At 56.4% G+C, this 22,931-nt stretch carries 16 protein-coding genes; 8 read left to right on the top strand and 8 right to left on the bottom strand.

What is annotated here, in order from left to right; genetic code table 11:
- Positions 1 to 45: 45 nt before the first annotated feature.
- The gene (locus O3S85_RS14085; RefSeq protein ID WP_269541144.1) at positions 46 to 945 is read left to right on the top strand and encodes a PEP-CTERM sorting domain-containing protein; all 900 of its coding nucleotides are present in this window, start codon (positions 46 to 48) and stop codon (positions 943 to 945) included.
- A 103-nt stretch (positions 946 to 1,048) separates the two neighbouring features.
- On the opposite strand, the gene O3S85_RS14080 is transcribed toward O3S85_RS14085, so the two are convergent.
- The 4 genes from O3S85_RS14080 to O3S85_RS14065 form a co-directional block, all read right to left on the bottom strand.
- Positions 1,049 to 1,813: an SGNH/GDSL hydrolase family protein gene (locus O3S85_RS14080; protein ID WP_269541143.1), complete on the bottom strand. Its 765-nt coding sequence runs from the start codon at positions 1,811 to 1,813 to the stop codon at positions 1,049 to 1,051.
- Between the two features lie 219 nt (positions 1,814 to 2,032).
- The gene (locus tag O3S85_RS14075; RefSeq protein ID WP_269541142.1) at positions 2,033 to 3,856 is read right to left on the bottom strand and encodes a bifunctional lysophospholipid acyltransferase family protein/GNAT family N-acetyltransferase; all 1,824 of its coding nucleotides are present in this window, start codon (positions 3,854 to 3,856) and stop codon (positions 2,033 to 2,035) included.
- Positions 3,857 to 4,002: 146 nt separating this feature from the next.
- A complete protein-coding gene (locus tag O3S85_RS14070) occupies positions 4,003 to 6,381 on the bottom strand; it encodes a monovalent cation:proton antiporter family protein (protein WP_269541141.1) in 2,379 nt (792 codons plus the stop codon).
- Positions 6,382 to 6,476: 95 nt separating this feature from the next.
- Complete coding sequence (locus O3S85_RS14065) at positions 6,477 to 7,277, bottom strand: aspartyl/asparaginyl beta-hydroxylase domain-containing protein (RefSeq protein WP_269541140.1); 801 nt, start codon at positions 7,275 to 7,277, stop codon at positions 6,477 to 6,479.
- A gap of 132 nt (positions 7,278 to 7,409) precedes the next feature.
- On the opposite strand from O3S85_RS14065, the gene O3S85_RS14060 reads away from it, so the two are divergent.
- Positions 7,410 to 8,960 (top strand): exosortase/archaeosortase family protein, encoded by a 1,551-nt coding sequence (locus tag O3S85_RS14060; RefSeq protein ID WP_269541139.1) that lies wholly within the window; start codon positions 7,410 to 7,412, stop codon positions 8,958 to 8,960.
- 31 nt (positions 8,961 to 8,991) lie between these two features.
- Positions 8,992 to 9,474: a hypothetical protein gene (locus O3S85_RS14055; RefSeq protein ID WP_269541138.1), complete on the top strand. Its 483-nt coding sequence runs from the start codon at positions 8,992 to 8,994 to the stop codon at positions 9,472 to 9,474.
- Between the two features lie 6 nt (positions 9,475 to 9,480).
- On the opposite strand, the gene O3S85_RS14050 is transcribed toward O3S85_RS14055, so the two are convergent.
- The 3 genes from O3S85_RS14050 to O3S85_RS14040 form a co-directional block, all read right to left on the bottom strand.
- Positions 9,481 to 11,040, bottom strand: a complete 1,560-nt coding sequence (locus O3S85_RS14050; RefSeq protein ID WP_269541137.1) for a DHA2 family efflux MFS transporter permease subunit — start codon at positions 11,038 to 11,040, stop codon at positions 9,481 to 9,483.
- Positions 11,033 to 12,214, bottom strand: coding sequence for an HlyD family secretion protein (locus tag O3S85_RS14045; protein ID WP_269541136.1), 1,182 nt, complete (start codon positions 12,212 to 12,214; stop codon positions 11,033 to 11,035). The genes O3S85_RS14050 and O3S85_RS14045 overlap by 8 nt, the downstream gene beginning before the upstream one ends.
- 144 nt (positions 12,215 to 12,358) lie before the next feature.
- Complete coding sequence (locus O3S85_RS14040; protein ID WP_269541134.1) at positions 12,359 to 13,120, bottom strand: class I SAM-dependent methyltransferase; 762 nt, start codon at positions 13,118 to 13,120, stop codon at positions 12,359 to 12,361.
- Between the two features lie 237 nt (positions 13,121 to 13,357).
- Here O3S85_RS14040 and O3S85_RS14035 point away from each other — a divergent pair, with 237 nt between their 5' ends.
- The 5 genes from O3S85_RS14035 to deoC all read left to right on the top strand — a co-directional run bounded on the left by O3S85_RS14035 (position 13,358) and on the right by deoC (position 19,886).
- On the top strand, positions 13,358 to 14,089 hold the full coding sequence (locus O3S85_RS14035) for an IclR family transcriptional regulator (protein WP_269541132.1): 732 nt from the start codon (positions 13,358 to 13,360) through the stop codon (positions 14,087 to 14,089).
- A 13-nt stretch (positions 14,090 to 14,102) separates the two neighbouring features.
- Complete coding sequence (locus tag O3S85_RS14030) at positions 14,103 to 15,557, top strand: hypothetical protein (protein ID WP_269541131.1); 1,455 nt, start codon at positions 14,103 to 14,105, stop codon at positions 15,555 to 15,557.
- Between the two features lie 190 nt (positions 15,558 to 15,747).
- Positions 15,748 to 18,261: a hypothetical protein gene (locus tag O3S85_RS14025; RefSeq protein ID WP_269541130.1), complete on the top strand. Its 2,514-nt coding sequence runs from the start codon at positions 15,748 to 15,750 to the stop codon at positions 18,259 to 18,261.
- Between the two features lie 82 nt (positions 18,262 to 18,343).
- Complete coding sequence (locus O3S85_RS14020; protein WP_269541129.1) at positions 18,344 to 19,108, top strand: GntR family transcriptional regulator; 765 nt, start codon at positions 18,344 to 18,346, stop codon at positions 19,106 to 19,108.
- Positions 19,109 to 19,139: 31 nt separating this feature from the next.
- Positions 19,140 to 19,886, top strand: coding sequence for a deoxyribose-phosphate aldolase (gene deoC / locus O3S85_RS14015; protein ID WP_269541127.1), 747 nt, complete (start codon positions 19,140 to 19,142; stop codon positions 19,884 to 19,886).
- A 90-nt stretch (positions 19,887 to 19,976) separates the two neighbouring features.
- Here the strand turns inward: deoC and O3S85_RS14010 are convergent, their stop codons facing one another.
- Entirely contained in the window at positions 19,977 to 22,697 is a 2,721-nt protein-coding gene (locus O3S85_RS14010; protein ID WP_269541126.1) for a hypothetical protein, read from the bottom strand.
- Positions 22,698 to 22,931 lie beyond the last annotated feature (234 nt).

The following is a 22,931-nucleotide window of genomic DNA, read 5'->3' as shown; positions in this document are numbered from 1 at the left end:
AATTTGAAGCGCCATATTCACCTCATACTCAACAGACCCCCTAACATGAAAACGATGCTACAAAAGATACCATCCCTCGCGATCCTTGGCGTAGTGGCAAGCAGCTTCCCTTCCGCCAATGCCGTTGATTACTTTCTGCAGCAAAACCAGTTTAGTCCTAATAATTGGGAGACAGTAAACAGCACCAACAGCTGGTATGACAGCCCTGCAGGCGGCAGCCAGCTTACCAGCTTTGATGTTAACGGTGATTACTTTAACAACGGCTTCACTCTGCGCACGCCTTCGACGCAAGATACCTTTGGCGGCAATTCCCTGAATCTATCCGGCGGCTCCCTCCTCCTTGCATTTCACGACGCCTCCATCGATTCAACCGTAGGCACGCTCAATGTCGAGGCCGGCGGTTCTTCGCTGAGCACCAATAATTTCGATAACACCCTGGGTGGTGGTCTGAATGTAACGGCCTTGACGCTCAACGGAGCGCTCGATTTGGGCACTAATGATTTCCGTCGTGTGCGCCTGAATGTGGACACACTTTTGGGCTCCTCCGACATTATCGTGGGCGCTGGCAGCGCCGGCAGCGGCAGTCGGGCAAACTTAAGCGCACTGGATGCAAGCTCGTATACTGGAAACGTGAATCTAAATCTGGGCCGCTTGAACTTCGATAATGATTTCACCTCCGCGGGTGGACTGAATATCGCCTCTGGCACGACTTTTGTTCTGGATCAAAGCCTGACCTTCTCAGCCTTAACGATTGCGGGTGATACGTTGAGCGAAGGCACGTATTCTTATGCAACGCTCAACTCGACCTACGATTCGATCTTCCAGGATGGCGGATCGGGCTCCATTACGGTAGCTGCTGTTCCAGAGCCGTCCACGACTGCGATGGCGCTCGGAGCCGTATCCCTTGGCTTAATGATGCTGCGCCGTCGCAAACGCCAAGCGTAATAGAAACTTTGCCTGAACAATGAAGGTCGGTCCTGCTTAGGGCCGACCTTTTTATGTTATCTTCTATGGCGTAAGTGAAGTTCGCTTATCCCACACTTTACGCTCAAAGATCGACGGTTTTTAGCTCAACGGAATGATGCTCTAGCTCAACCAAACCTAAAGCGGATTCCAGTATTTTATATAATTTTGTCGCAATAAAAAGAGTCCCAGTCGAATTCGGATGGACCGCGTCTTCCGCCAAGTAACAAGGCTTATAGTATTTCGAAAGCGTGAGGAAGGCCGCATTCAAATTTAAGTACTCTGTGTGAAATTTTTTCGCCGCAACTTCATTGGCTTCAATGTACGCGTCTAACGTTTTTCGAATTCTCGCCCGGTATGATCCCGGTAAATCCATGTCCTGACTGATGTAGAATGGAGAAACGATCAGCACCTTGGCATCGGGTAGCGCCTGGCGCGTATACCCCATCAAATGATCCAGGATTTCGGCGTATTGCTCCGGGCTTTGCAGTGGATTAGCCGCTGAGTCCGTCACATGGCGGTTGCAGTCATTGATGCCAACCTTCAACACAATCCAATCCGGCTCTTCGCACAACACATGGTCAGTCCAGCGTGATCGCAAGTCGTCCATGGTGTTGCCGCCCAAGCCACGATTGATGATCTTAACCTGGCATTCCGGGTGATGGACTTTGAACATGTCATCGATTAATTTCACATATCCATTGCCCAATGGCTGGTGCTGCGTCCGCCGATCGCAATCAGTGATGCTGTCGCCAATGAATAGAATGCTTATTGGGTGCTGGCTTTGCTTGGTCATAAAGTATTCGGGCATATGTCCACTGCCGTGAAAGCGACATTGAAGTATGGCCATGATTAGACCTGAGCATAGGCCACCCGCATACCTGTTCAACGGATAGTGGAGACGATGTTAGTGAAATCGTTCGACAAGAATCGCCCGAACCAAGCCTGCTTTTGTCGGTCAAGAAATGGGAATCGATTCCTTATCCGAACAGCGAACCAACGCTCATGCCGCGTTCAATCAGCGATCGAAGCCATGAGGTTGCCCCGCGGGTAAAGTGGCACCCCTGGTCTAAATCAGCGCCTCGACCGAATGGTATTCCAGGAAGCTGCGGAGGCCTTCGGGGGTGAGATAGTTCTTGAGGAGGCGCTGGTCGGACTTGGTGAAGTCGACCAGGATCAGACCGTCCAGGCAGTTGCCGAAGTCGGGGTCGACGTTAAAGGATAGCAGCGTGCCGTTGAGCTTCAGATAGTGCTTGAGCAGAACGGGGACGCCCTTCTGGTCAATTTCGATTTCGGAGATTAGCGCGGAGACGTCGTCGATGCTGCGCACTGAGGAAAGCATGGCCTGATTCTCGCTGGCACCGAGTTTTTTACCCCGCGGCGGATGCTTGGCGGATACGTAGTTGGCCAGCTCGTGGTGGAGTTTGTTCTTCTTGAGAAACTTCACCATCAGGTCCTTGGAAACAGCGTTGTATTCCTGGCTGATACTCACCGGGCCAAAGAGTGTCCGATATTGCGGGTGGCGAACCACAAACAGGCCCAGACCGCGCCAAATCATGGAGAGCGAGGCGTGCTTTTTCTGGTAGTCCACCGCAATGAACGAGCGGCCCACCTCCAGCGCCGGGCCCAGCTTTTCGAAGAACTCCTGCTTGAAGTTAAACAGCGATGCTGTGTAAAGCCCCTGTCGGCCACGGGTGAGCAATATCTCGTCGACCAAACCGATGCGGTAAGAACCAACGATGGCCTGCGCCTTGGCGTCCCACATAAAAAGGTGACGGTAATGCAGATCGTAGCGGTCGAGGTCAGTAGACTCACCAGTCCCCTCGCCCACCACACGGAAGGTGCGTTCGCGCAGACGGCCGAGCTCTTCGAGCACTTCAGGGATTTCCTCGGCGTGCGCCCAATAAACTTTGAAATCGCCGTGCTCGGTGAGCAAGCGATCTTCGGGCAGGCCGTCAATCTCCGCCGCCAGCACTTCGGGTGCAGTGGATGGGTCGACCTCCTTCATTGGCGTCTCGCGCTTGGGCAAACGCGGGAAGGAGAAGCGGCGCGGCTTTTCTTCACCCTCGCGCTTGGCCAGTAAATAGGTTTTTAAGCGCAGGAAATCCATCAGCGCTTGATGCGAGGGGAAGTCCTTGAGCTGCCGGTAGGTCAGCGGCTGGCCAATACGCAGGCGCACGACGCTGTTGGCCTGGCGGGACAACTCACGCGTGAGTGAAGCGGTGCGCAGCAGCGGGTGGACCATGCCGGCGATTTGAAATGCGAGGCTGTTTCGCCCCTCAAAGTAAAGCGGCACCACGGTCGGCTGCGACTTGTGGATGATGCGCGCGGTATTGTCCAGCCAGAGCGGGTCGGTGATCTGCCGTGTTTTCCACTGCCAGTGCGACACCGTGCCCGAGGGGAACGTGCCAATGCAGCCGCCGTCCTTGATGTGACGCATCGTCTCCTTAAGCGCGGCAAAATTACTACGCGCCGCCTCCGGACCACCAAAGGGGTCCACGGCGATCATCCACGGCTGGATCTCGCTCATCTTGGTGAGCAGGTAATTCGCGAGCAGCTTGGCGTCGTCACGCAGGCTCGTCAGCAGCGCGCCAAAAACGACGCCATCAACCATGCCGAAGGGATGGTTACTCACGACGAGCGTGGGGCCCTCGCGGGGGATTTTGGCCAAGTCTTCCTCGCTGACTTCATAGGCGACATTCAGCGACCGCAGGGCGCGCTCGTAGAAGTTGATCGTCGAGTGGTCATCCACCACCCGCTGGTAATACATATTGAGCGCGGAAATGCCCAGAAAGTCGTTCAGCGGTTTGCCACCCAGCTCATACAGCTTGAGCTGCCAGCCCGAAAGAGACTCCCGGACATCAATCAGCGGTTTAGGCGATTCGGACGGCATAAACCATTAAACACTACTAATCCCCCATGCTGCCACAAGCAAGAAAAGCACGGTGGGAAGTCTCACTCAGACGTGGAGAACCACCCCGTCTCGGCTAGCGCCGAAAGTGTTTTAAAGCGGGTAGATTAAAAACCCGATGAGTTCCACTATGGCTTAAATCGCTCATCCTGAGGCGGCTCCTGATCCACGATGACTTCAGCTGGCGTGACCTCGCCGAGGTCTTCCGGCTGATGGGTCGCCATGAAGGCCGCCACGGCGTCACTGCGGCCAGCGACCAGCAGGATATCCCCCAGTTGGATCAGCTCGTCGGCTGGCGGTGAGACAATTCGCTTTTTGCCACGCTGAATGCCGAGCACCGTGATGCTGTATTCTTTGCGTAATTGAGCGGTGGCGAGTGTCCGGCCGACCAGGTCGGAATGCCCGCCGATGTAGGTCTTTTCAATACGGAATTCGTGCGGGTCGGTGCTGGCGGGATCGACCTTGCGCTTTGCTTCAAGCATGCGGATGGCCGCGCTTACCTGTTCACTCTCGCCGTAGAGAATCACATGGTCGCCGGGAAAGAGCGGGATGTGTGGTGACGGGTCAAAGCGGGTCATCCCGCCGCGCGAAATGGCAATTACCTGAGCACCGGTTTCGGATCGCAGTTTGAGCTGCTTGAGCTCTTTGCCGCAGGCGACGGAGTCGATGGACAACTCGTGCTCGGTGATCTGCGCCTCCCATGGGTTGCGCCCGGCGATTTCTTTGAGCGCGGTCTCGCGGGCCTGCTCATCACTCTCGCGCGAGTGCTGCTGGAAGCTTTGGTAGAAGAGGAACTCGATGCGGCTGTTTACCTGGTTGATTGATCGCCAGAACAGGACCAGAGCCACTCCGCACAACAACAGGAAGATAATCAGCGTAATGCCGGAGGGGAAAAAGTAAGACGCCGCCGATAAATAGAGCCCCCCGAAGAGCACCAGCACCACGCAAAGCAGCAGCGTGTGGAACAGGTTTTTCATGCCGCCGAGCAAGGTCTGGCGGTCGCGGGATTCGCCAATCACCGCATCGGTCACGAGCAGGATCAGCACGTCTAAATTGCGTAGAATCGCGGTCAAAAACGGCAAACAAAGCCCCGCAGCCACAATCCACACGCCGAGCTGCGTGATGTCCTCGAAGCCGCGAATCTCGGCCCAATTTTCCAGCAAATGCGAGCCAATGTAGGCGCTGGCGATGATGGAATTGAGCACCAAAAAGTAGAAGACCACCTGCAGCAATGGGCGCCGGGCCAGGCGGGCAAATGCGCTGCGTCCAATGTAGCGCCCCACCGCGTCGAGCATGCTCGCATAGATGCGCGTCGCGCGCTTGAGCACGTCGGGACAGCGGTTGGCGAGCGCATGGAAAAGCTTGTCGGGCTTGGCATTGACCACTGGCATGATCAGGTAAGTCGTGATCGCCAGCCCAACAGTCATGCTAGTCAGGCCGTCACCCGTGATGCCCTGGCTAAAGCCCATTGCCGCGAGGATGAAGCCGAATTCCCCGACGCTAGCCTTGGGCAGCGAGGCGCGGAAACCGACCTCGGGCTGAGCGCCTCCCAGGAAAAAGCCCAGCCAGCACGCCAGTAATTTTCCCACCACGACCAGCAGCGCAATGCCGATCACGGCAAAAAGGTTGTTCCAGATCCACGTGGGGTTGATCAGCATACCGATCGCCACGAAGAAGACGGCGCAGAAGAGATCACGCAGCGGCTCGGTGACACGCTCGATCTCCTTGGAGAGATTACTCTGCGCGAGGATTGCCCCCGCCAAAAACGCCCCCAGCGCCACGGAGAGCTTGAGCTCGCTTGCCAGCCAGCCGACGGCCAACACCAGCGCTACGGAGACCAGCGTGATTAACTCCACGCTGCCCGCCCGCTTGAGCACCGTGGTCAGCTTGGCCGCCGCCATACGCCCAAAGAAATACACCGCGACCACGAAGATCGCCACGCCAATGATCACAAACGGTGCCTGCCCGAAATCGATGTGCCCGGATACGGAGACCCCGCCCAGAATCACCAGCAGCAGCACGGCCACGATGTCTTCAAAGACGAGCAAGCCGATCGCGAGCTGCGCCTCCACGCTGTTAAGGCGGTTTTGGTCACGCAGCAGCCGCAGGCAGACCATGGAAGCGGAATTGGTCAACACTGCGCCCAGGAAAATGCCTTCAATCTGCGTATAGCCGACCAGCGGCGCACAAAGCATTCCGATGAAGAACGCGAGCGCCGTTTGCAGGGACACCGCCAGCAAAGCCGGCCAAAAGACCCGTTGCACACGCCCCAAATCGAAGCCGAGGCCGATGGTAAACATCAGGAAGACTACGCCCAGCTCACTGAGCTGGTTGATGACTGAGGCGTCCTTGAGATTTGGCAGCTCAGGCAAGCTCGGCCCGATGATCAAGCCCGCCAGCAGGTAGCCCAGGATGACCGGTAGCCGCAGTAAATGAAATACAACGGTTACGACTGCAGCAACGCCGACGACCAGAGTCAAATCGCGCAATATGGTAGCTTCTTCCACTGCCCGATACGATGTAGGCTCAGCTTTCGCCGATCAATGACGAATTATGCAATCGTAAGGGACGGCTTCGCACAACTTAACGGGCAAAGAGGGCCTCACTTGCCCACGCCGACTTCTTCGCGCTTTTCGGCCTTCTTCTGGGACCTTTTCTTGGCGTAGAATTTCTTCTCCCACTCCTTCTGATTCTTATTCGCTTCCTTGAGGTAAGGCGTGTGCTTGGCGAGGTTGATCACCATGCTGTTGAGCCAGTTGCCAAAGCCGCGCATCGGGCGCTGGAAATCCACGAAAAGCACCACACGAACGCCATCGGTGTCGTTCCAAACCTCATGGTCGAAAGAGTCGTCGAAGATCACGCCCTCGCCCTCGGACCAGGAATAAAACTGATCGTGCACACGGATGCGGCACTGCTCGCGGGGCTCCGGCACGCGAAGACCGAGATGGTAGCGTAGGACGCCGTTATAAGGTCCGCGGTGCGCTGGGATGTGCTTTCCCTCAGACAAAATGGAGAACATGGCCGTCTTCATGCCGGGGATTTTCTCCAGCGCTTTGACGGTGTTCGGGCAGCGGCGGCGGTTTTCCTCACACTCAATCCCGTAGCCGGCGAGAAAGAACGTTTTCCAGTTGTTATCGGTGGTGATGGTCTCCACCTCCTTGGTGATCTCGTGAAAGCTCGGCAGGCTTTCGCGGTCTTCCAGCACGTCCTCCAGCTCCTCACGAATCAGCTCCCAGTCTTTTTCGATCTCGGCCGCCCACGGAAAAACGTTGTTGTTGTAAATTGGTGGATTGCCGACGGTGGAGTACTGGATATTCTTAGCCTCGACCCAATTAATCAGAGCGTCGAATGCCTTATCAAACGTGCTGCGGTTCTGCTTGAGGGGAGCTTTCTTTGGTTCCATAGTTCTATCGTTGCCGCCAAATCAGAGTCGAAAGTAGGAAACTAAGGCGAGTCATGACGCATTTTCCACATCTTTTTTGAAAACGGGTCACAATTAAGTAACACTCAAGACGGAAATCAATCATCTTAACCCATGGACGCCCCCTCAAAACCGAAGCTGACTGGCTGGATCAACCTGGCCGCACCGCTGCTATTGTGGCTGCTGCTTTGGTCCGAGCTCTCGGCGGAGTGGCTGCTCAATGACCAGTATGGCTACGGGCTCTTCGTCCCGCTGCTGGGTGCTTATCTGCTATTCCGGCGCTGGGGTGACCGCCCGGAGCCCGAGCCCCAGGGCAAGGCCATCGGGCTGTGGGCAATGCTTATCTCGCTGACGATCCTGCTGACGCCGTTTCGCATTATCTACGACGCCAACGCCGACTGGCGCGTGCTGACGTGGGTCCAGGCGCTGCTGACCTTCGTCGTGAGCATGGGCTTCCTGCTCTACTGGGGAGGTCGGCCATGGATAAAGCACTTTGCACCGGCTGTCTTTTTCTGGCTCTTCGCCAACCCCTGGCCGATGACGATCGAGAAATCCATCGTGGTCGGGCTCATGAGCATGGTCGCCAGTTGGGTGGTCGAGTCGGCAAATTTGCTGGGGGTCTTTGCGGAGCGTAGTGGCAACATCATCCAGCTCTCACGGGGGCTGGTCAGCGTGGAAGAGGCCTGTAGCGGCGTGCGCTCTCTCCAGTCCACACTCATGGCGTCTTATTTTCTGGGCGAGCTGCTGCGCTTTCAGTGGCGCGTGCGCTTTGGGCTGATTCTCTCGGGCTGCCTGCTGGCGGTATCCTTCAACTACGTGCGCACGTTGGTGCTGACAATTGTTACCGCGCGCCAGGGCGGCGAAGTCATGGAACGCTGGCACGACCCGGCAGGCTACATGGTCTTCGTGATGAGCCTGTTTGGCCTGCTGATGCTAACCGCGCTCGCGCAGAAGCTCCGATCCGACCACTACGGAGCGATCGACGGAGCCCCCCTCCCCGAGGACTACGAGCCGCGACTGCTCCCGGCCAAGCCCCTCATCCCGCTAATGGTGCTCATGCTAGCCTCCGTGCCGGCCGTATGGGCATGGTATGCTTGGCGCGTTGAGCCGGTAAAGTTTGCCGGCTGGGATTTCCAATGGGAAAAGATGGCCAAGCCTGTCGAATTTCAGCCGATCAACCCGCGCATTGAGGAGGTGCTCCACTACAGCGAGGGCGAGCTGGCCACTTGGGATGGCCCGGGCAACATGCACTGGATGGCGTATTTTTTACGTTGGGACAGCGCCCGCGCCGCGCAGTTGGGGGGTATTCACCGCCCCGAGGCCTGCCTTCCCGCCAGTGGTTTTCAAATGGTCAAGCGAGAGGATGACTTCCATTGGCAAGGGCCCGACGGACTGGAACTGGTTTTTAATACCTACATTTTCCAGAACGGCGACGCCGAGATGTATGTCTTTTACTGCCAGTGGGATAAGACAAACTTCCCTTATCACCAAAAGACCGGACGCTTCAAGCTGGACCGCTTCACGGATACCTGGAACGGCGAGCGCAAGGACGGCAAGATCAAGCTGGAGATATTCGTCTCCAACGCCCGCAACCGTACGGAGGCCCTTAGCGCGCTCCAGGAAATACTCTCTCAAACGATTAAACCTGAATTGCAGCAGGGTTAGGGAATGGCATGCTTTTAGCTAGGGTGTTCCCGTGTCTGCGATTGACAAAGTAGAGCGTCGCGTGCGCTCCCTGTTTGACCTATCCCATGTGATCGGCGTCTTTGTGATGGATGTCGAGGGCGATACCTTCGCCAGCATGACCTACCCAGGGCTCAACGAGGCTGAAAACGCCGGTAAATACGTCCTGAAATATTACCAGGACAACCGCGATAGCATTGGCTCCGACCAGCTAAAGTCCCATAACCGGGGCAGCCTCACGATTCATTTGATCCGGGGCCGGGATGGTGCCGTCGCCGTGGCCGCTCAGAAGCAAGCCAACCTGCCCGGCATCCGCATCCTGGCAAAAAAATTAGCCGGCGATTTGACGCTAGCAGTTATGTCCGCGCTAACGGAAGCCGCAGAGATCGACGAAGAACGCGCCCCCAAACCGGAGAAGCCCAAGAGCAAACCGCCAATGCCGGTTGGACCGAAAATGAAAACCGAACCCGAAGCCGCCGAGGCCGGGAAAAAGTAGTTTCCCTCAATGCCCGGAAGGCGTTGGCGCGCTGCGGTCAGGATTTTTCCGCATAAAGGCGACCAGTGGCAGGGCCGCCAATAACGCCAGACCAAAGATGGTGAAGATGCGCTGAAACGCGGTACTCGTCGCTTGCTGCGTGGTGTAGTCATCAAGCATGGTAAGCGAGATGTAGTGCGCTGTCGGGTCCAGAATGCCCTGCCCCGCCAGTAGCGCAGTCACGCGCTGCCCAATGTAAGTCAGCTGCGGCGAATCACTGCTCGCGGCATCGACCAACACCGACTCAAATTGCCCCTGCATCGCGCCCAGCACCGCCGCCGCTACGGCAACCCCCACACTGGCACCGAATTGGCGGGTCAGGTTGAGCAAGCCGGTCGCCGCCGCGTGCTTCTCCGGCGGCAGATCCGCCACCGCCAAGGCGTTGAGCGGCACGAAAATCATCCCCAGCCCAATACCTCGCAATAACAGCGGCCAGGTGAAATCTTCGCGTGGCGTTTGCGCGTCAAAATAGCTGTAGCGCCACATCGCGTAGAGAAAAATGCTCACGCCAATGAAGATCAGTGCATAGGGATTGCAGCGGTGAGAAATCCGCCCCACCACAAACATCACCAGACTCGTCCCCACCGCCACTGGCAGCATAATCATACCGGTTTCCAATGCGGTGTAGCCCATCAGGTCCAGCAAAAGCAGCGGCGTGACAAACACGATGGCCAGCGTGCAAAGCGCCTGAACGAAAGTGAACAGGCAACAAGCCGTAAATTGCAAATTGCCAACGATACGCAGGTCGACCACCGGGCTGTCGAAGGTCAACTCCCGCCAGACAAATAACCCGAGGCAAAAAACCACCAGCGCGCCGAGTTCCAGGCCCGTCATCGAGCTGAACCAGCCAATCTTATTGCCGTCTTCGAGCAGCAGTTGGCAGGCACCGATGCCCACCGCCAGTAAGACCAGCCCAAGGAAATCGACCTTGCGCACCTTCTCCCGGTATTTCGAATCGGGCACGAGAAAGACGACCATCACCAGCGCGAGGATGCAAATGGGGATGTTTATATAGAAGATCCAAGGCCAGGAAAGTTTCTCCGTGAGCCAGCCACCAAGCACCGGCCCCATCGCCGGGCCGACCATGATGCCCATCCCCCATACCGCCATTGCGCGCGAGTGTTCTTTGGGCGGAAATACCTCGTAGAGAATTGCCTGAGAAGTCGCCACCAAAGCCCCGCCACCAATGCCCTGCACGATACGCCAAAACACCAGCGACTCCAGCGTCGTCGCGTGCCCGCACATGAAACTCGCCACTGTAAACAGCACCAGCGATCCGGTAAAATACCGCTTTCGGCCAAACAACGAGGCGAGCCATCCCGTTAATGGGATGATGATCACATTGGACAAAATATAGCCCGTGGACACCCACGCGATCGCATCGAGAGACACACCGAGACTGCCCATCATCTGCGGGATCGAGACATTGACCACCGACGTGTCCAGCCCCTCCACAAGGGACGACAGCGTGACCGCGAGCGCGATCAGGTAGCGCTGCGGATGGCCGGTCTGTTCCGTGCTAGCCATTGGCTTGGTCGTCCGGCTTTTCCTTTTTTTCCTTCTCCGGGTCGTCTTGTGGCGAGGTGGTCTCGCCCTCGGTATTTGGAACTACGTCGTGCTTTTTCGGATCATCCGTCTGCTTCAGTTTATGAATAGGCTCCACGGAAATGGTCACTTCCGCGCTCATGCCAGGCACCAGTTTATCCACCTGATTCACTGGCTCGGTGAATCGGACCTGCACCGGGATCAAGGCCTCGACCTTAATGAAGTTACCACTGGCGGCGTTGCGCGGAATAATGCTGAACTGATTTCCCGCCGCAGGGGCCACACTCTCGACCACGCCCTTAAAAGGCGTCCCCGGAAAGGCATCGATGGTGATGTCCACGAGATCGCCGATAAAGATGCGCTCAAACAGCGTTTCCTTGATATTGGCCACGAGCCATTTGTCGTCATCGGAGACCACCGTCATCAAATACTGGCCCTGCTCGACCGTCGTGCCTTCGTTGACCTTGAGTTGGGCCACGTGCCCGCTGATGGGTGACTTAATAATCGTCGAGGCGAGATTAACCTGCGCCTGCGCGAGCTCGGCCTTGGCCTCCTCAATATTGTAATCGAGCAGTTGGGCGTTGGCCATTGCCTCCTGCACCTGCTGCTCGGCGGCGTAGGCTTCTTTTTGTAATGTAAGCAGCCGGGCGTTAGCCTGATCTGCGCTGGCCTGCGCCATGGTCAACTGCGACTGGACAAACGATGGGCTGTTTTTGCTGCTTTTGATGCGCTGCAATTGGCTGTTGGCATCGTCAGCGGTGGACTGCGCTTCGGCGAGTTCGGCCTGAATCACGCCCAGGTTTGCGCGCGCGGTGGCGAGCTTGGCCTGAGACAGACCGCTACCGCCAGTGGTTTCACTTGCGCTGCCCTGACTGCTAGCCTCGGTCCCCTTCTGAGCAATGAGCGCATTGACCTTTGCCTGCGCCCGCTGCACCTCCAGTTGATAATAGCGATTCTCCAAGGTCGCCAGCGTATCGCCGACTGCGACGGGCTGGTTTTCGATAACCGTCACCGTCGTCAGCCAACCACGCTCGGGCGCGAGTATTTTGATCATCTTCCCTTCGACTTGCGCGTTGTCGGTGACGATATGCGCCTGGTCAAACTGGTAGCGTTGGTAGGCATAAATACCAGCGCCGATCAGGCCCAGTATCGCCACTGGCCAAATTAACCAATTAAACTTGCTGCGAGCAGGTGTAGCCGCGGTTTTCTCTTCCGAATTTTCCGCCATGCCACCACGCTGCCAGAATCCCACACGCGGGCAAGGTTTCAATTACCTCGTCGGACAATTCCTCGCGTGCACTTAGCTGATCCGGCCCCAGAAAACGCGTGTATCGTATTCCAGGGTAACGCGGTTGCCCAGTTGGTGCTTGAGGAAAATTTGCTCCAGGCGACGCAGCATCGGCAAGCAGTCTGGGTCACCCGGTGCTGGCACATAAGAGCAAGACAACAGGCGTCCGCGCAATTGCTCCCAGTTGCACTCTTGGCGATTCGGGAAAATCCGTGACTCGACCGGGCTATCGCCCAAAAACTCCGAGAAATCCGACCGAGAAGGCCCGTGATGGTCGACCGCGTGGTAATCGGTGCCAAACTCTTCCAGCAGGCATTCGTAAGCACGCTGAAAGGCAGAGCCCTCCATACGGCGATGATTCCAAATAATGTAAACCCAGGCTCCCGGCTTCAGGATGCGGCGAAACTCGCGGCGAGTGGCGCTGTGGTCAAACCAGTGAAAGGCCTGAGCTACGCTGATCGCCTCCAGTGTGCGGTCCGGCAAACCTGTTTCCTCGGCGCGCCCATCCCAGCTTTGATAAAGCGGGTAGCAACGGAGTTGGCGCGCGCCGGCTTCCCGCATTTCGCGGTTGGGCTCCACACCGATAACACGAAAACCCTGGCGCAGCAAAAGCCGCGAAAATATGCCCGTGCCCGATCCGATGTCAGCGATTGGCGCACCCGGCTGGAGCCCACATTCATCGCGTAAAATCGCCGCGGCGGCACTTGGGTAGCTGGGTCGATATTTGTTATAATCTTCGACCCGCTGACTGAATCGCTGGGTAGGCTCACTCATGGGAAATTAAGTTTAGGCTATCATGCTTTCAGACGGGCGCAAGCCAATCGTCATCAATGGGAATAAAATTTTCGGCAGATGGGAAAGCACTTGAGGTTCATGAGCATATGAGACGCCAGTGGCCTGATTGATTCCCAACATTCACATGAAATGGAACCCCGAAAAACGCCCAATTGTTCCAACCTAAATCTTTAGGCTTGCAAACGTTTGATATCAATTCATAAACACTGTTCATCAATGGCGAACACCGTGCAATCAGTTGAAAGAGCCCTAACATTATTGGAGTTAGTCGTCGGACGACCGCAAGGCGTTGGCGTGCGCGAGCTGGCCCGCGAAGCCGACTTGAAAGCACCTACCGCGCAGCAGCTATTGAAGACTCTCCAAGCGCGAGGCTATCTGCATTTTAATCCCGATTCGCGCCAGTATCATGCAGGCCAATCATTGGCAAAGCTCTGCCAGCAAATTGACCCGCTTGCGACCTTGCGCGAGTCACTTCGCGCCCCGCTGCAAGCGTTTCATGCCGCGCTCGGCGAAACGTTGATTGCACAGACGATGGTCAACGGCGAGGCCCGCATTTTGCTCGAGTTCGCCGGCAACCAGCCCCTCACCGTTCGCCATGGCGAAGTCGTCATTGATGATCCGCACTTGTGGGCCTCGGGCAGCGTGGTGCTGGCGTGGCAAAGCCCAGCTTACCTCGATCAATACATCGCCGCGCGAAACTGGAATACCGAAGAATCCCAAGCCTACCGTGAGCTGCTTATGGGCATTCGTGAGCGCGGCTTGGCCGAGATGGTCAACGTCGCCAACAGCGGCGTGGCGGCCGTAGGGGCACCGGTGTTCGACCGCCAGGGTGACTTCGTTTGCGCCGTGGGCGGCAGCGTCCCGGTCACCCGATGGGACGACGCCCAGCGCAAGCAACTCACTGAAGGCCTCGCCAATCTGGCCAACGAAATTCGCGACCAACTTTAATACCCAATCCAATATGAGCATCCAACGCATCAAACCCCTCACCGCAAAAGTCGGCGTCATCGGCGTCGGCCACCACACCTACTGGCCTCAGTTCGATGGCCTGCTTGACGAAATGCGCCGCAAGCAGGACGTGCTTGTCCAGCGTCTGCAACGCAACGGCGTCGAAGTGGAAGACTTCGGTCTTGTCGATAACGCCAAGACTTCCTACGCCGCCGTGCCAAAGCTCAAGGCCGCTGACCTCGACGTGCTCTTTGTCGACATGGTTACCTACGCGACCTCATCGACCTTCGGCTGCATAGTGCGCGAAATCGACTGCCCGATCGTCCTTGTGGCCATACAACCGATGTCCGCCATGGACTACCCCAACGGCACCACCTACATGCAGCTTTGCAATGACGACTATTGCTCGGTGCCGGAGTTTACCGGCGTCGCCGTTCGCTTCGGCAAACCCGTCCCTTATGTCATTCTCGGCCACGAAAATGATGACCCAATCGTCGATGCGGAACTGGCCCGCTGGTGCGGCATCGCCAAAGCGCGCCACGACTTGCGCAAGGGCCGCGTCGGCCTGATGGGCCACGTGTTGGAGTCCATGCTCGACATGCATGCCGACCCCACCGCCATCACCTCCGCATTCGGCTGCCACGTGCCGCTGATCGAGCCACACGACCTTTACAAACACTACAAGGCCGCCGATGACGCCAAAATCGCAGCGAAGAAGAAAGTGATCCTTGGCTTCTTCGACACGCCCGATCCCAAGAGTGACCCATTGACCGAAAAGCTCACCGATGCCGACCTCCACGAAGCCGCCAAATGCGCCGTCGCGCTCGATGGGCTCATTGAGGAGTATGACCTCACCGGCCTGGCTTATTATTACGAAGGCGAAGCCGGTTCCGACCTCCGCCGCATGGTCACGAATCTCATTGTCGGCAACTCTTTGCTTCAAGGCGCAGGCTTCCCGATGTGCGGCGAGTTCGATATCAAGAACTGCATCGCCATGCTGATCTTTGACCGCCTGGACATAGGCGGCAGCTTTGCCGAGTTCCACCCTGTCGACTTCGAGCAGGACACCGTACTCGTCGGCCACGATGGCCCGCACCACATTAACATCGCCGAGGGCAAACCCGTGCTGCGCAGCTTGAAGAAATACCATGGCAAGCCTGGCAGCGGTGCCGGCGTGGAATTCCAGATCAAGGAAGGCCCGATCACCATGATGAGCATTGGTCAGAAAGCCGACGGCACTTTTAAATTCGTCATCGCCGAAGGTGAGTCCGAAAACCGTCCAATTCCCCCCACCGGCAACACGAACACCCATGGCCGTTTTGGCGAAAACGTCCGCCAGTTCCTGATCGACTGGGTGATGGAAGGCCCCACGCACCACTTCGCGCTCGGTATTGGCCACCATGCCAACACCCTCGTCCTGCTGGCCAAAACACTCGGCATCGAAGCCGTCGTCGTCCGCAAGGCTTAGGACTTTTCAGCGCGCAGTCGACATCGGCTGCGCGCTTCTTTTTGAATACGACTTTTAAAAAAAGGTAGCGCGGATCGCCTCGATCCGCAGTTTCAATCAATTAGCCATCCAACGTAATGCGGATCGAGACGATCCGCGCTACCGAATCCACCAGCTCGCTACCGCAAAGTAACTTTCTAAGGCAAAGCATATGTCCCACCAACCATTCCCCTATCCCGACGGCTACCACTGGCGCGACATCCAGTTGGAGATGTCTCTCAAGCCATTCGTCGACAATTCGACTGAAACGCGTGAAGGCGTCATCCGAGAAATTTTCATCCAATGGGCAGCGCTCACCCGCCACGCCGAGAGCATCTCCATCATGCTATGGATTGCCGAAGGCTCGGAGATCCTCGAATACAGTGGCAAGCTAGAAGACGAGTTCGAATGGGCCAAATATCATGGCGCGCCCAACCGGCACCGGGGCTTCGAAATGGTCGAGGCAGACAACGCCAAAAAAGACCCGGATCACGCTGGCATTGGCGGCAATGTTTTTGCCGGAGATCCAGACCGCATCGGCATTCATGCGCGTTCGTATCTTTACCGCGAAGATCCCGCCACTTTCACCTTTGAGTGGCTACGCGGACTGGTCGCGGACCTAAAGCGCATCGGCCGCGAAATGACCGGCAAACCCATCTATGTCGGTGAGACCTTCGACATTGGACCGGAGTTTGCCAAGTCCCGTTTCAAGTTTGAATGGCACCGCGAGATCCTGGGGGATGGCCCCGTTTTCAAGGACGAGTTTATTTCCTGCGAAGCCGTGCTCGACGCCGACGACCGCGCTTACGCCGCCTTCCCTAAGGGCATTCCACAAGGCACGCGGATTGGCACATTTCTAGGTAAGCAGGCCAACCAATTTTTCGAGGATATGGGCTTCGACTTCCTGTGGTTCTCCAATGGCTTCGGCTTTTCCCTAGAGCCCTGGGCCCTCGTTGGCGAAGTCTTTGACGGTGCCGAATACCACGCTGATCGGCACGATGGTATACAACAGCGCGTGCTCCAATTCTGGAAAGACCTGCGCGAAGTTTTCCCCAAGAAGTACCACATCCGCACGCGCGGCACAAACCTCGCCACGGGGATCGATTTGGGCTCCGACGCCTCCCCACTAAAGCACATTTTTGAAGGCGACTTCGGGCTTGATGCGCCGGTCAATTCCCCTTGGGCCGCGCTCGATGGTGACTTCGGCTTGGAGCTTTCCGGGTGGATGAGCCATGTCGCGCGCCACCCGGGTGATACCTTTCGCTTCCGCTTTTATATCCACGACCCGTGGTGGCTCAACAGCCCATGGCTCGACCGCTATTCACGCCAGCCACATGACATCTTTTTGCCAGTTTCGGTGAGCCGACTCACAGCAGACGGCAAGGTGGAAATTCCGCGTGATCTGGCGCTGCTCACCATTGATGACTCACACGGCCATATGCCACTCTCGGTACCCAATGAAGTAACCGCATTCATCCTGAAAGCGCGCGAAAAAGCACCCGATGCACCAGCACCGTTCTTGTGGGTATACCCCTTTGACGATTTCCACGAAATCGCAAAAACCCGTCCGGACATCACACTCCATGCGGATGCCTACATCGGCGTAGCCATCAATGAAGGCCTTCCGCTCAACACCGTGGTCGACGCCAAAGAATTAACCGCCGCCCTGACCGCCAGCGGACAACAAGACGCAATTCTGGTAACACCGGTTCCACAGCCCGGATCAAAGCTGGAAGATGATTTGATCAAGCTGCTGAGCGACGGCATAGACATGCAGCTCTATGGTCCGGTGCTGCCCGGCAGCGCATTTCTGGAACTGCTCGACCTGGAACTAAGCGAACCGCTGGAAGGTGACTTTGTATTGCAAAGTTCGCCCATGGAACCCGCCGAGGGTGGCAACATCATCCGGCACACAACGTTCCTTTCCGGTGGCCCTTGGACGGAAACTTTGCGCGGCAAAGCAGATGTCGACGCCGCCGAAGCTACCCAAGGCAAAGCCAGCCGTGCTGCCATGGTCATTGCAGAGACCGACGGCGGGGTTATCGCGTGGACCCGCGCCTCACTTAGCACAGGTGAATATAATCCTGATAAGCCACGCCCAATCAAGGGGCCTATCCTCAAGCCCATGGATCGAGCGATGTTTTACCCTACCGGACGCTTGCTGCGCAATTGCCTCGGCGCATTCGGTTGGCTGATCGACAGCGACGAAACGCTCAACGAAACACGCCCTCCTTACCTGACCGTTCACCGTTGGAAGAATGCGTTTATCCTCTCCGGCCATAGCCGCGATGAAAACGCCATGCTTTCCGTGCGCCATCCGCTTGGTGCACCACTGCGTATGAACCAAACGACGGTCATCGCTGAAGGTCTGGCCGAGATAACCGGTGAGATTGCCTGGACCAGCGAAGTTCGCGTGTTCGCCGATGTGGAATTCGGTGTCATCAAGTGCCTAGAGGTACCGCAGCTAATGCATGGCGTGCATCGGCGCATGGTGATTTCCGGCTGTGAGGAGGCGACGCTCAGCTTCCTGGTTGAGCCTGGCCACACGGATAAAATCCGTATCCTGCTCGATCCGGTCTTCCCCTACTTCGTTGGCGAGTTCATCGAGCCAGAGATTGTATCCACACCCTACGGAGATGCCATCACCGTGTCCGGCGTAAGTGGCTCCATTCTTTTCGAGTGGTAATTTCCACCATGGCGGCTTCGGCAACGAAGCCGTCATTTTTTTGCGTTGACATGTGGCTAGGCCACTAGCCACTTTACCAAACATGATTGAAACGCGAAACGTTTACGTTCAGTTGATTGAACTCTGCCAGCAGCAGTTGGCCGAAGGACAATGGTCGGTTGGCGATCGCTTTCCCTCGGAGCGCGAATTATCAGTTGAACATGGCGTTAGCAGAGCAACGGCGAACAAGGTTTTATCCAAGCTCGTTAGCGAGGGCTGGTTGGAAATCCGGCGCGGTGCTGGCTGCTTCGTCGCCGAGCGCCCGACCCTTTTTTCCAAGCTGCGCCAAATGGACAGTTTTACGGATTTTGCGCGCGCCAACGGGCTTAGCCCATCGACCGAAGTCGTTGCATTTGACTCCCCCGCTGATGTATCCGGAGCAGTCCGCGATTCTCTTCAGGTAAAGGCCAACGAACGCGTCATTTTTCTGGAACGACAGCGCTTGCTCAATGGCGTAGTCGTCATCCACGAGGAGCGCTGGCTCCCGGGCAAGCTTTACCCGAGGCTCAAAGCCAAGGATCTCGCGGCGTCATTTTATGCAGTCTGTCGCGAGCGTTACAGCCTACATGCCGCTCGGGAGGACGCCACCTTGCGCGCCGCGATGGCCCCGAAGAAGTCCGGCATACTCGGCCCTACACTTTGCCTCAATGGTGCTGCTTATGACGCGGATGACGTCCCCCTTTGGATTCAGCATCTGCATTACCATGGTGCATGTTTCGAGGTATATCACGCGTCTGATAATGTCGCGACATTTCCCCGTCTGACACTGCGCCTGCGGGATGATTTCCAGGATCAGCTATCCCGCTAATTTTAACCCACACCACCCCTCCAAACATACCATGTCCCAACCGACACTAAACGAACTGGCCAAGATGATTGACCACTCCCTGTTGCATCCGACCATGACCGATGCCGACGTACAGGCAGGCTGCGAACTCTCCCGCGATTACAATGTGGCGACCGCTTGCGTGAAGCCCTACTCGATCCGACAGGCACTGGATATTTTTGCAGGCACCGACGTGATGGCCTGCGCCGTCATCGGCTTCCCTCACGGCAACAGTACGACCGGCATCAAGGTGATCGAAGCGGAATCTGCCGCGCTCGCCGGTGCCAAGGAAATCGACATGGTCGTCAACAACGGCAAAGTGAAGGGCGGTGACTGGGCCTACGTTCAACGCGAGATCGACTTGATCAACCAAGCCGTAGTCGCTGCGGGCTCGATCTTGAAAGTGATTTTTGAAAACGACTTTCTGACCAACGATGAAATCATCCGCCTCTGCGAAATTTGCAATGAGGTCGATGTGGCCTTTGTGAAGACTTCCTCAGGCTATGGTTTCGTGAAGGGCGACGATGGTAAATACAGCTACCAAGGAGCGACGATGGAACACCTGAAGCTGATGCGTAAGCACACCGCCGACCATATTCAGATCAAGGCCGCTGGCGGCGTGCGCACGCTGGACGACCTCCTCGCCGTACGCGAGATTGGCGTAACGCGCATCGGTGCCACCGCGACCAAGACCATGCTCGATGAGGCCGCGGAGCGCGGGTTCCCCGGCTCGTTACCGATTATGCAAAGGGCTTCCTAGTTCACTATTAGCACAAAGTAGGCTTTGAATAAGGGCCCCGCTCTGCAATGCAAAGCGAGGCCCTTACCCCATAATACTTGATTTACAAATCTAGCGGACGAGGACCGTCTTCAGCTCAGCTGGGTCCAAATCCACTCGGATTGAATTCGCCCCTGAGACGATAAGATTGCCCGAAACTGCGGCATAAACATCGCCGGACTTTGGCATCTCGATGCGGACGTCTTTCAAAGACTCCAAGCCGGTATTGACGATGGCCACATAGGTGCCTTGTCCCGACGTGCGAATCGTCCGCACCACGACGCCTTCTTCCTTGGTCGCATCATCAAAGACTTCGCTCGGCAGCGCTGGCAGTGCCAGGTAATTGGCGTTAAAGCGGCGCACGTATTCCGGGAATCCACGATTAAAGATGTAGCCACTGGTATAGCCAATATACCACGGATCGCCGTTCGCTACGGCCAGCGCCTCTGGTAGCATTACATACGGGCCAACGCGTTCAAAATCGGTAACAAAGTAACCGGTGATGCCCTCCATTGTGTCTTCATTCAGCGGGAAATGGCGCACCATCGCCAAACCGGCTTTGGTCCGATAAGCCTCCATCGCTTTGGGATCAGTTACCGTGTATTTGCGGTTGAAAGGATAGGCGAGCATGATGCCGTCAGAGTCCTTGTAGCGCTGCGGATCGGCCTGCGGAGTCGCGTGGTGCCACTCCCATGCACTCCATGTTGGCAACGGCGAAGTAATACCGGTGAGATACATTTGCTTATCCAGCACTTCATCTTCCGAAAGCACAAGTAAGTGTGAATAATCCTCGCGCGACTTTACGATATCTTCCCACTGCTCCTTTTTATCAGTAACGATGGATTTCTTCGCACCAGGAATGGGTAGCTTGGGCACGGGCTCCTGATGAACCGGCATAAAGATAACCACCGGGTCGCCGTCTTCGCCCACGCCATTTTCCTTCAAGTATTCATAGATTGCATTGAGGAAGTCTTTGCGCTTACCGAACCACCACTCGTAGTAGTCCTCGAGCAAGGCTTTGTCAGCCTCGACATCCTCACGCACCATTGGCTTGCAGCCAGTCTCTTCCGCGAACCGAGCCAAGGTGTATTCCGAAAAACTCATCGGCATTTGCGAAGTGCGGGAGCGAATCCACGCGCCCAGAATCTCGCCCTTATCCTTGTATTTTATAATGGTTAGATCGAGCACGCGCTTGAACTCCGTAAGCGTGTCTGGATCGGTGATGTCCACTTGGTTTTTCTCTGCCCAGCGCACGTGCGTGTAGTATTCGTCGCTCAACGGCATGACGCGCTTTTCCAGCTTGCCGAGCTGGCCACGGCCTTGGCGACCCGTGCTACCCGCATACTCATAGTACGGCAGCAGACTCAGCCCGTGCTTGGTGGCCTCGTCAACAATTTCGCCCCACACATTGGGGAACTTGTGGCTGTTATACCAAGACGGGTTCTCGACATCCCAATGCTGCGGGTGGCCGAACTCGAGCAAGTCCTTGGCAAAAGTATTCATACCGAGAAACTGCATCAGCCGCATGTGGTATACATACCAATCGGTCGGGTTGCTGACCATACGTTCGTTTTCTTTAACCGAGTTAATGACCAGGTCTGCCATTTCTTCACGGTAGAATAGATGGCGGTGAGGCAGGCCCTCGGGCAGTCGCAGCTCGGCATTAAATTTTTGCGGATCCGGCACCTCAAACAAACGAATCCGCGAAACGGCCGCACCATGTGAGAGCGGGGCCTGCTTCTCACCAGCCTGACCAATTATCACAAAAAAGCCACCGATGGGCGAAAATTTACGCTCTTCCGGCGTGCGGTTTTGCTTCAATTCGTCGAAGCGGTCGTTCAGCCAAAAGAGCTGCTGAAACGTCATGTATTCCTGCGTCTGTGGAATGTCCAACGACTCAAGGTTCGTGTTCGTGTAGGTGAAAATAACGTCGCCGAGAGCTTGGCCAGTTTGGATGCCGCGCGTCATCTCAGCGCCACGATTAGTCACGTAAAACGTACGCGGCTTGTCGTCAGGGAAATCCACGGTCAGCAGGTATGCTTTGCCAGGCTCGATGTAGTGGCCTTCACCCATTCGATAGGCAAAATATTTCGCTTCCTCGCCCTCATTAGGCAGTACACGCGCCTTCTGGCCCAGAATGTTTTCCACCCTCGAGACACCCTTCGGCATTTCCTTAAAAGTCTCTGGCGGCGTTTCGCCGGTCAGGATTTCATCTACCAACGGCAGCTTGCCAAACAACGTGCCCGACTCCACCAGCGGACGCTTGCCGATCTCTTCTTTGGCCCGAGCAACGCGCTGTGCCAGCAGCTCGGCTTGGCGACGCTCCTCCATTACCTGCGCCGAGCCCTCCGGTGTGTATTCAAAGACCAGCATTTCGCCATAGGAACCCGCCGGGCTTGGTGCCATCACCTGCAGGTAGCGCGCCTTAACATCCAGGCCGTCATGCACCTTCCAAATCTTCATGCCCACGCCGTCTTCCTGGACGATCTCCTGCCAGTTACCGGGTGTACCGGCCGAGACAAATACATCGGCGTGGCCATTCAAATCCCAGAACATGATCTTACCAATATGGCGTTCCTTTCCGAGATCGATAACGAACTCCGATGGGCCTTTCCACATGGTGTTCGCGGAGCTCATCAACGGGTTTTTGCCGACCGACTGTTCGTCGAACAAATTCGTCGGCTGGATTTCGGCCTGAATCATTCCAGGCTTGATCACAACTTGCACCGTGGGCGGCTCCTTAAGTGAATTCCCCAAAGCGACTGAGGATGAGGCAATGACTAAAGCAGCCATACAAAATTGATTAAACCCTTGGGGTAGGATTTTGGATAATATGCTCATAAGACAGACAAAAAGTTAACGTTATAGTAAAAAATCGCAACCATTAAGTTGAATAATTAAGAAAGGGTAAAAAGCGCACAGTCTAACATCATGCGCCGGTCGAACTGCCTATTGTTCGAAACAAGCCATAGTAAACGAAGTGCCCGCAATCAGTCGTCCTGCACTACTCGTCGAAGCATCCGCACA

This window comes from Cerasicoccus sp. TK19100 (assembly GCF_027257155.1).
In the GTDB taxonomy this organism is placed as follows: Bacteria; Verrucomicrobiota; Verrucomicrobiia; order Opitutales; family Cerasicoccaceae; genus Cerasicoccus; species Cerasicoccus fimbriatus.
Note: the sequence above shows the minus strand (reverse complement) of the source record. Positions and strands in the feature narration are given on the sequence as shown.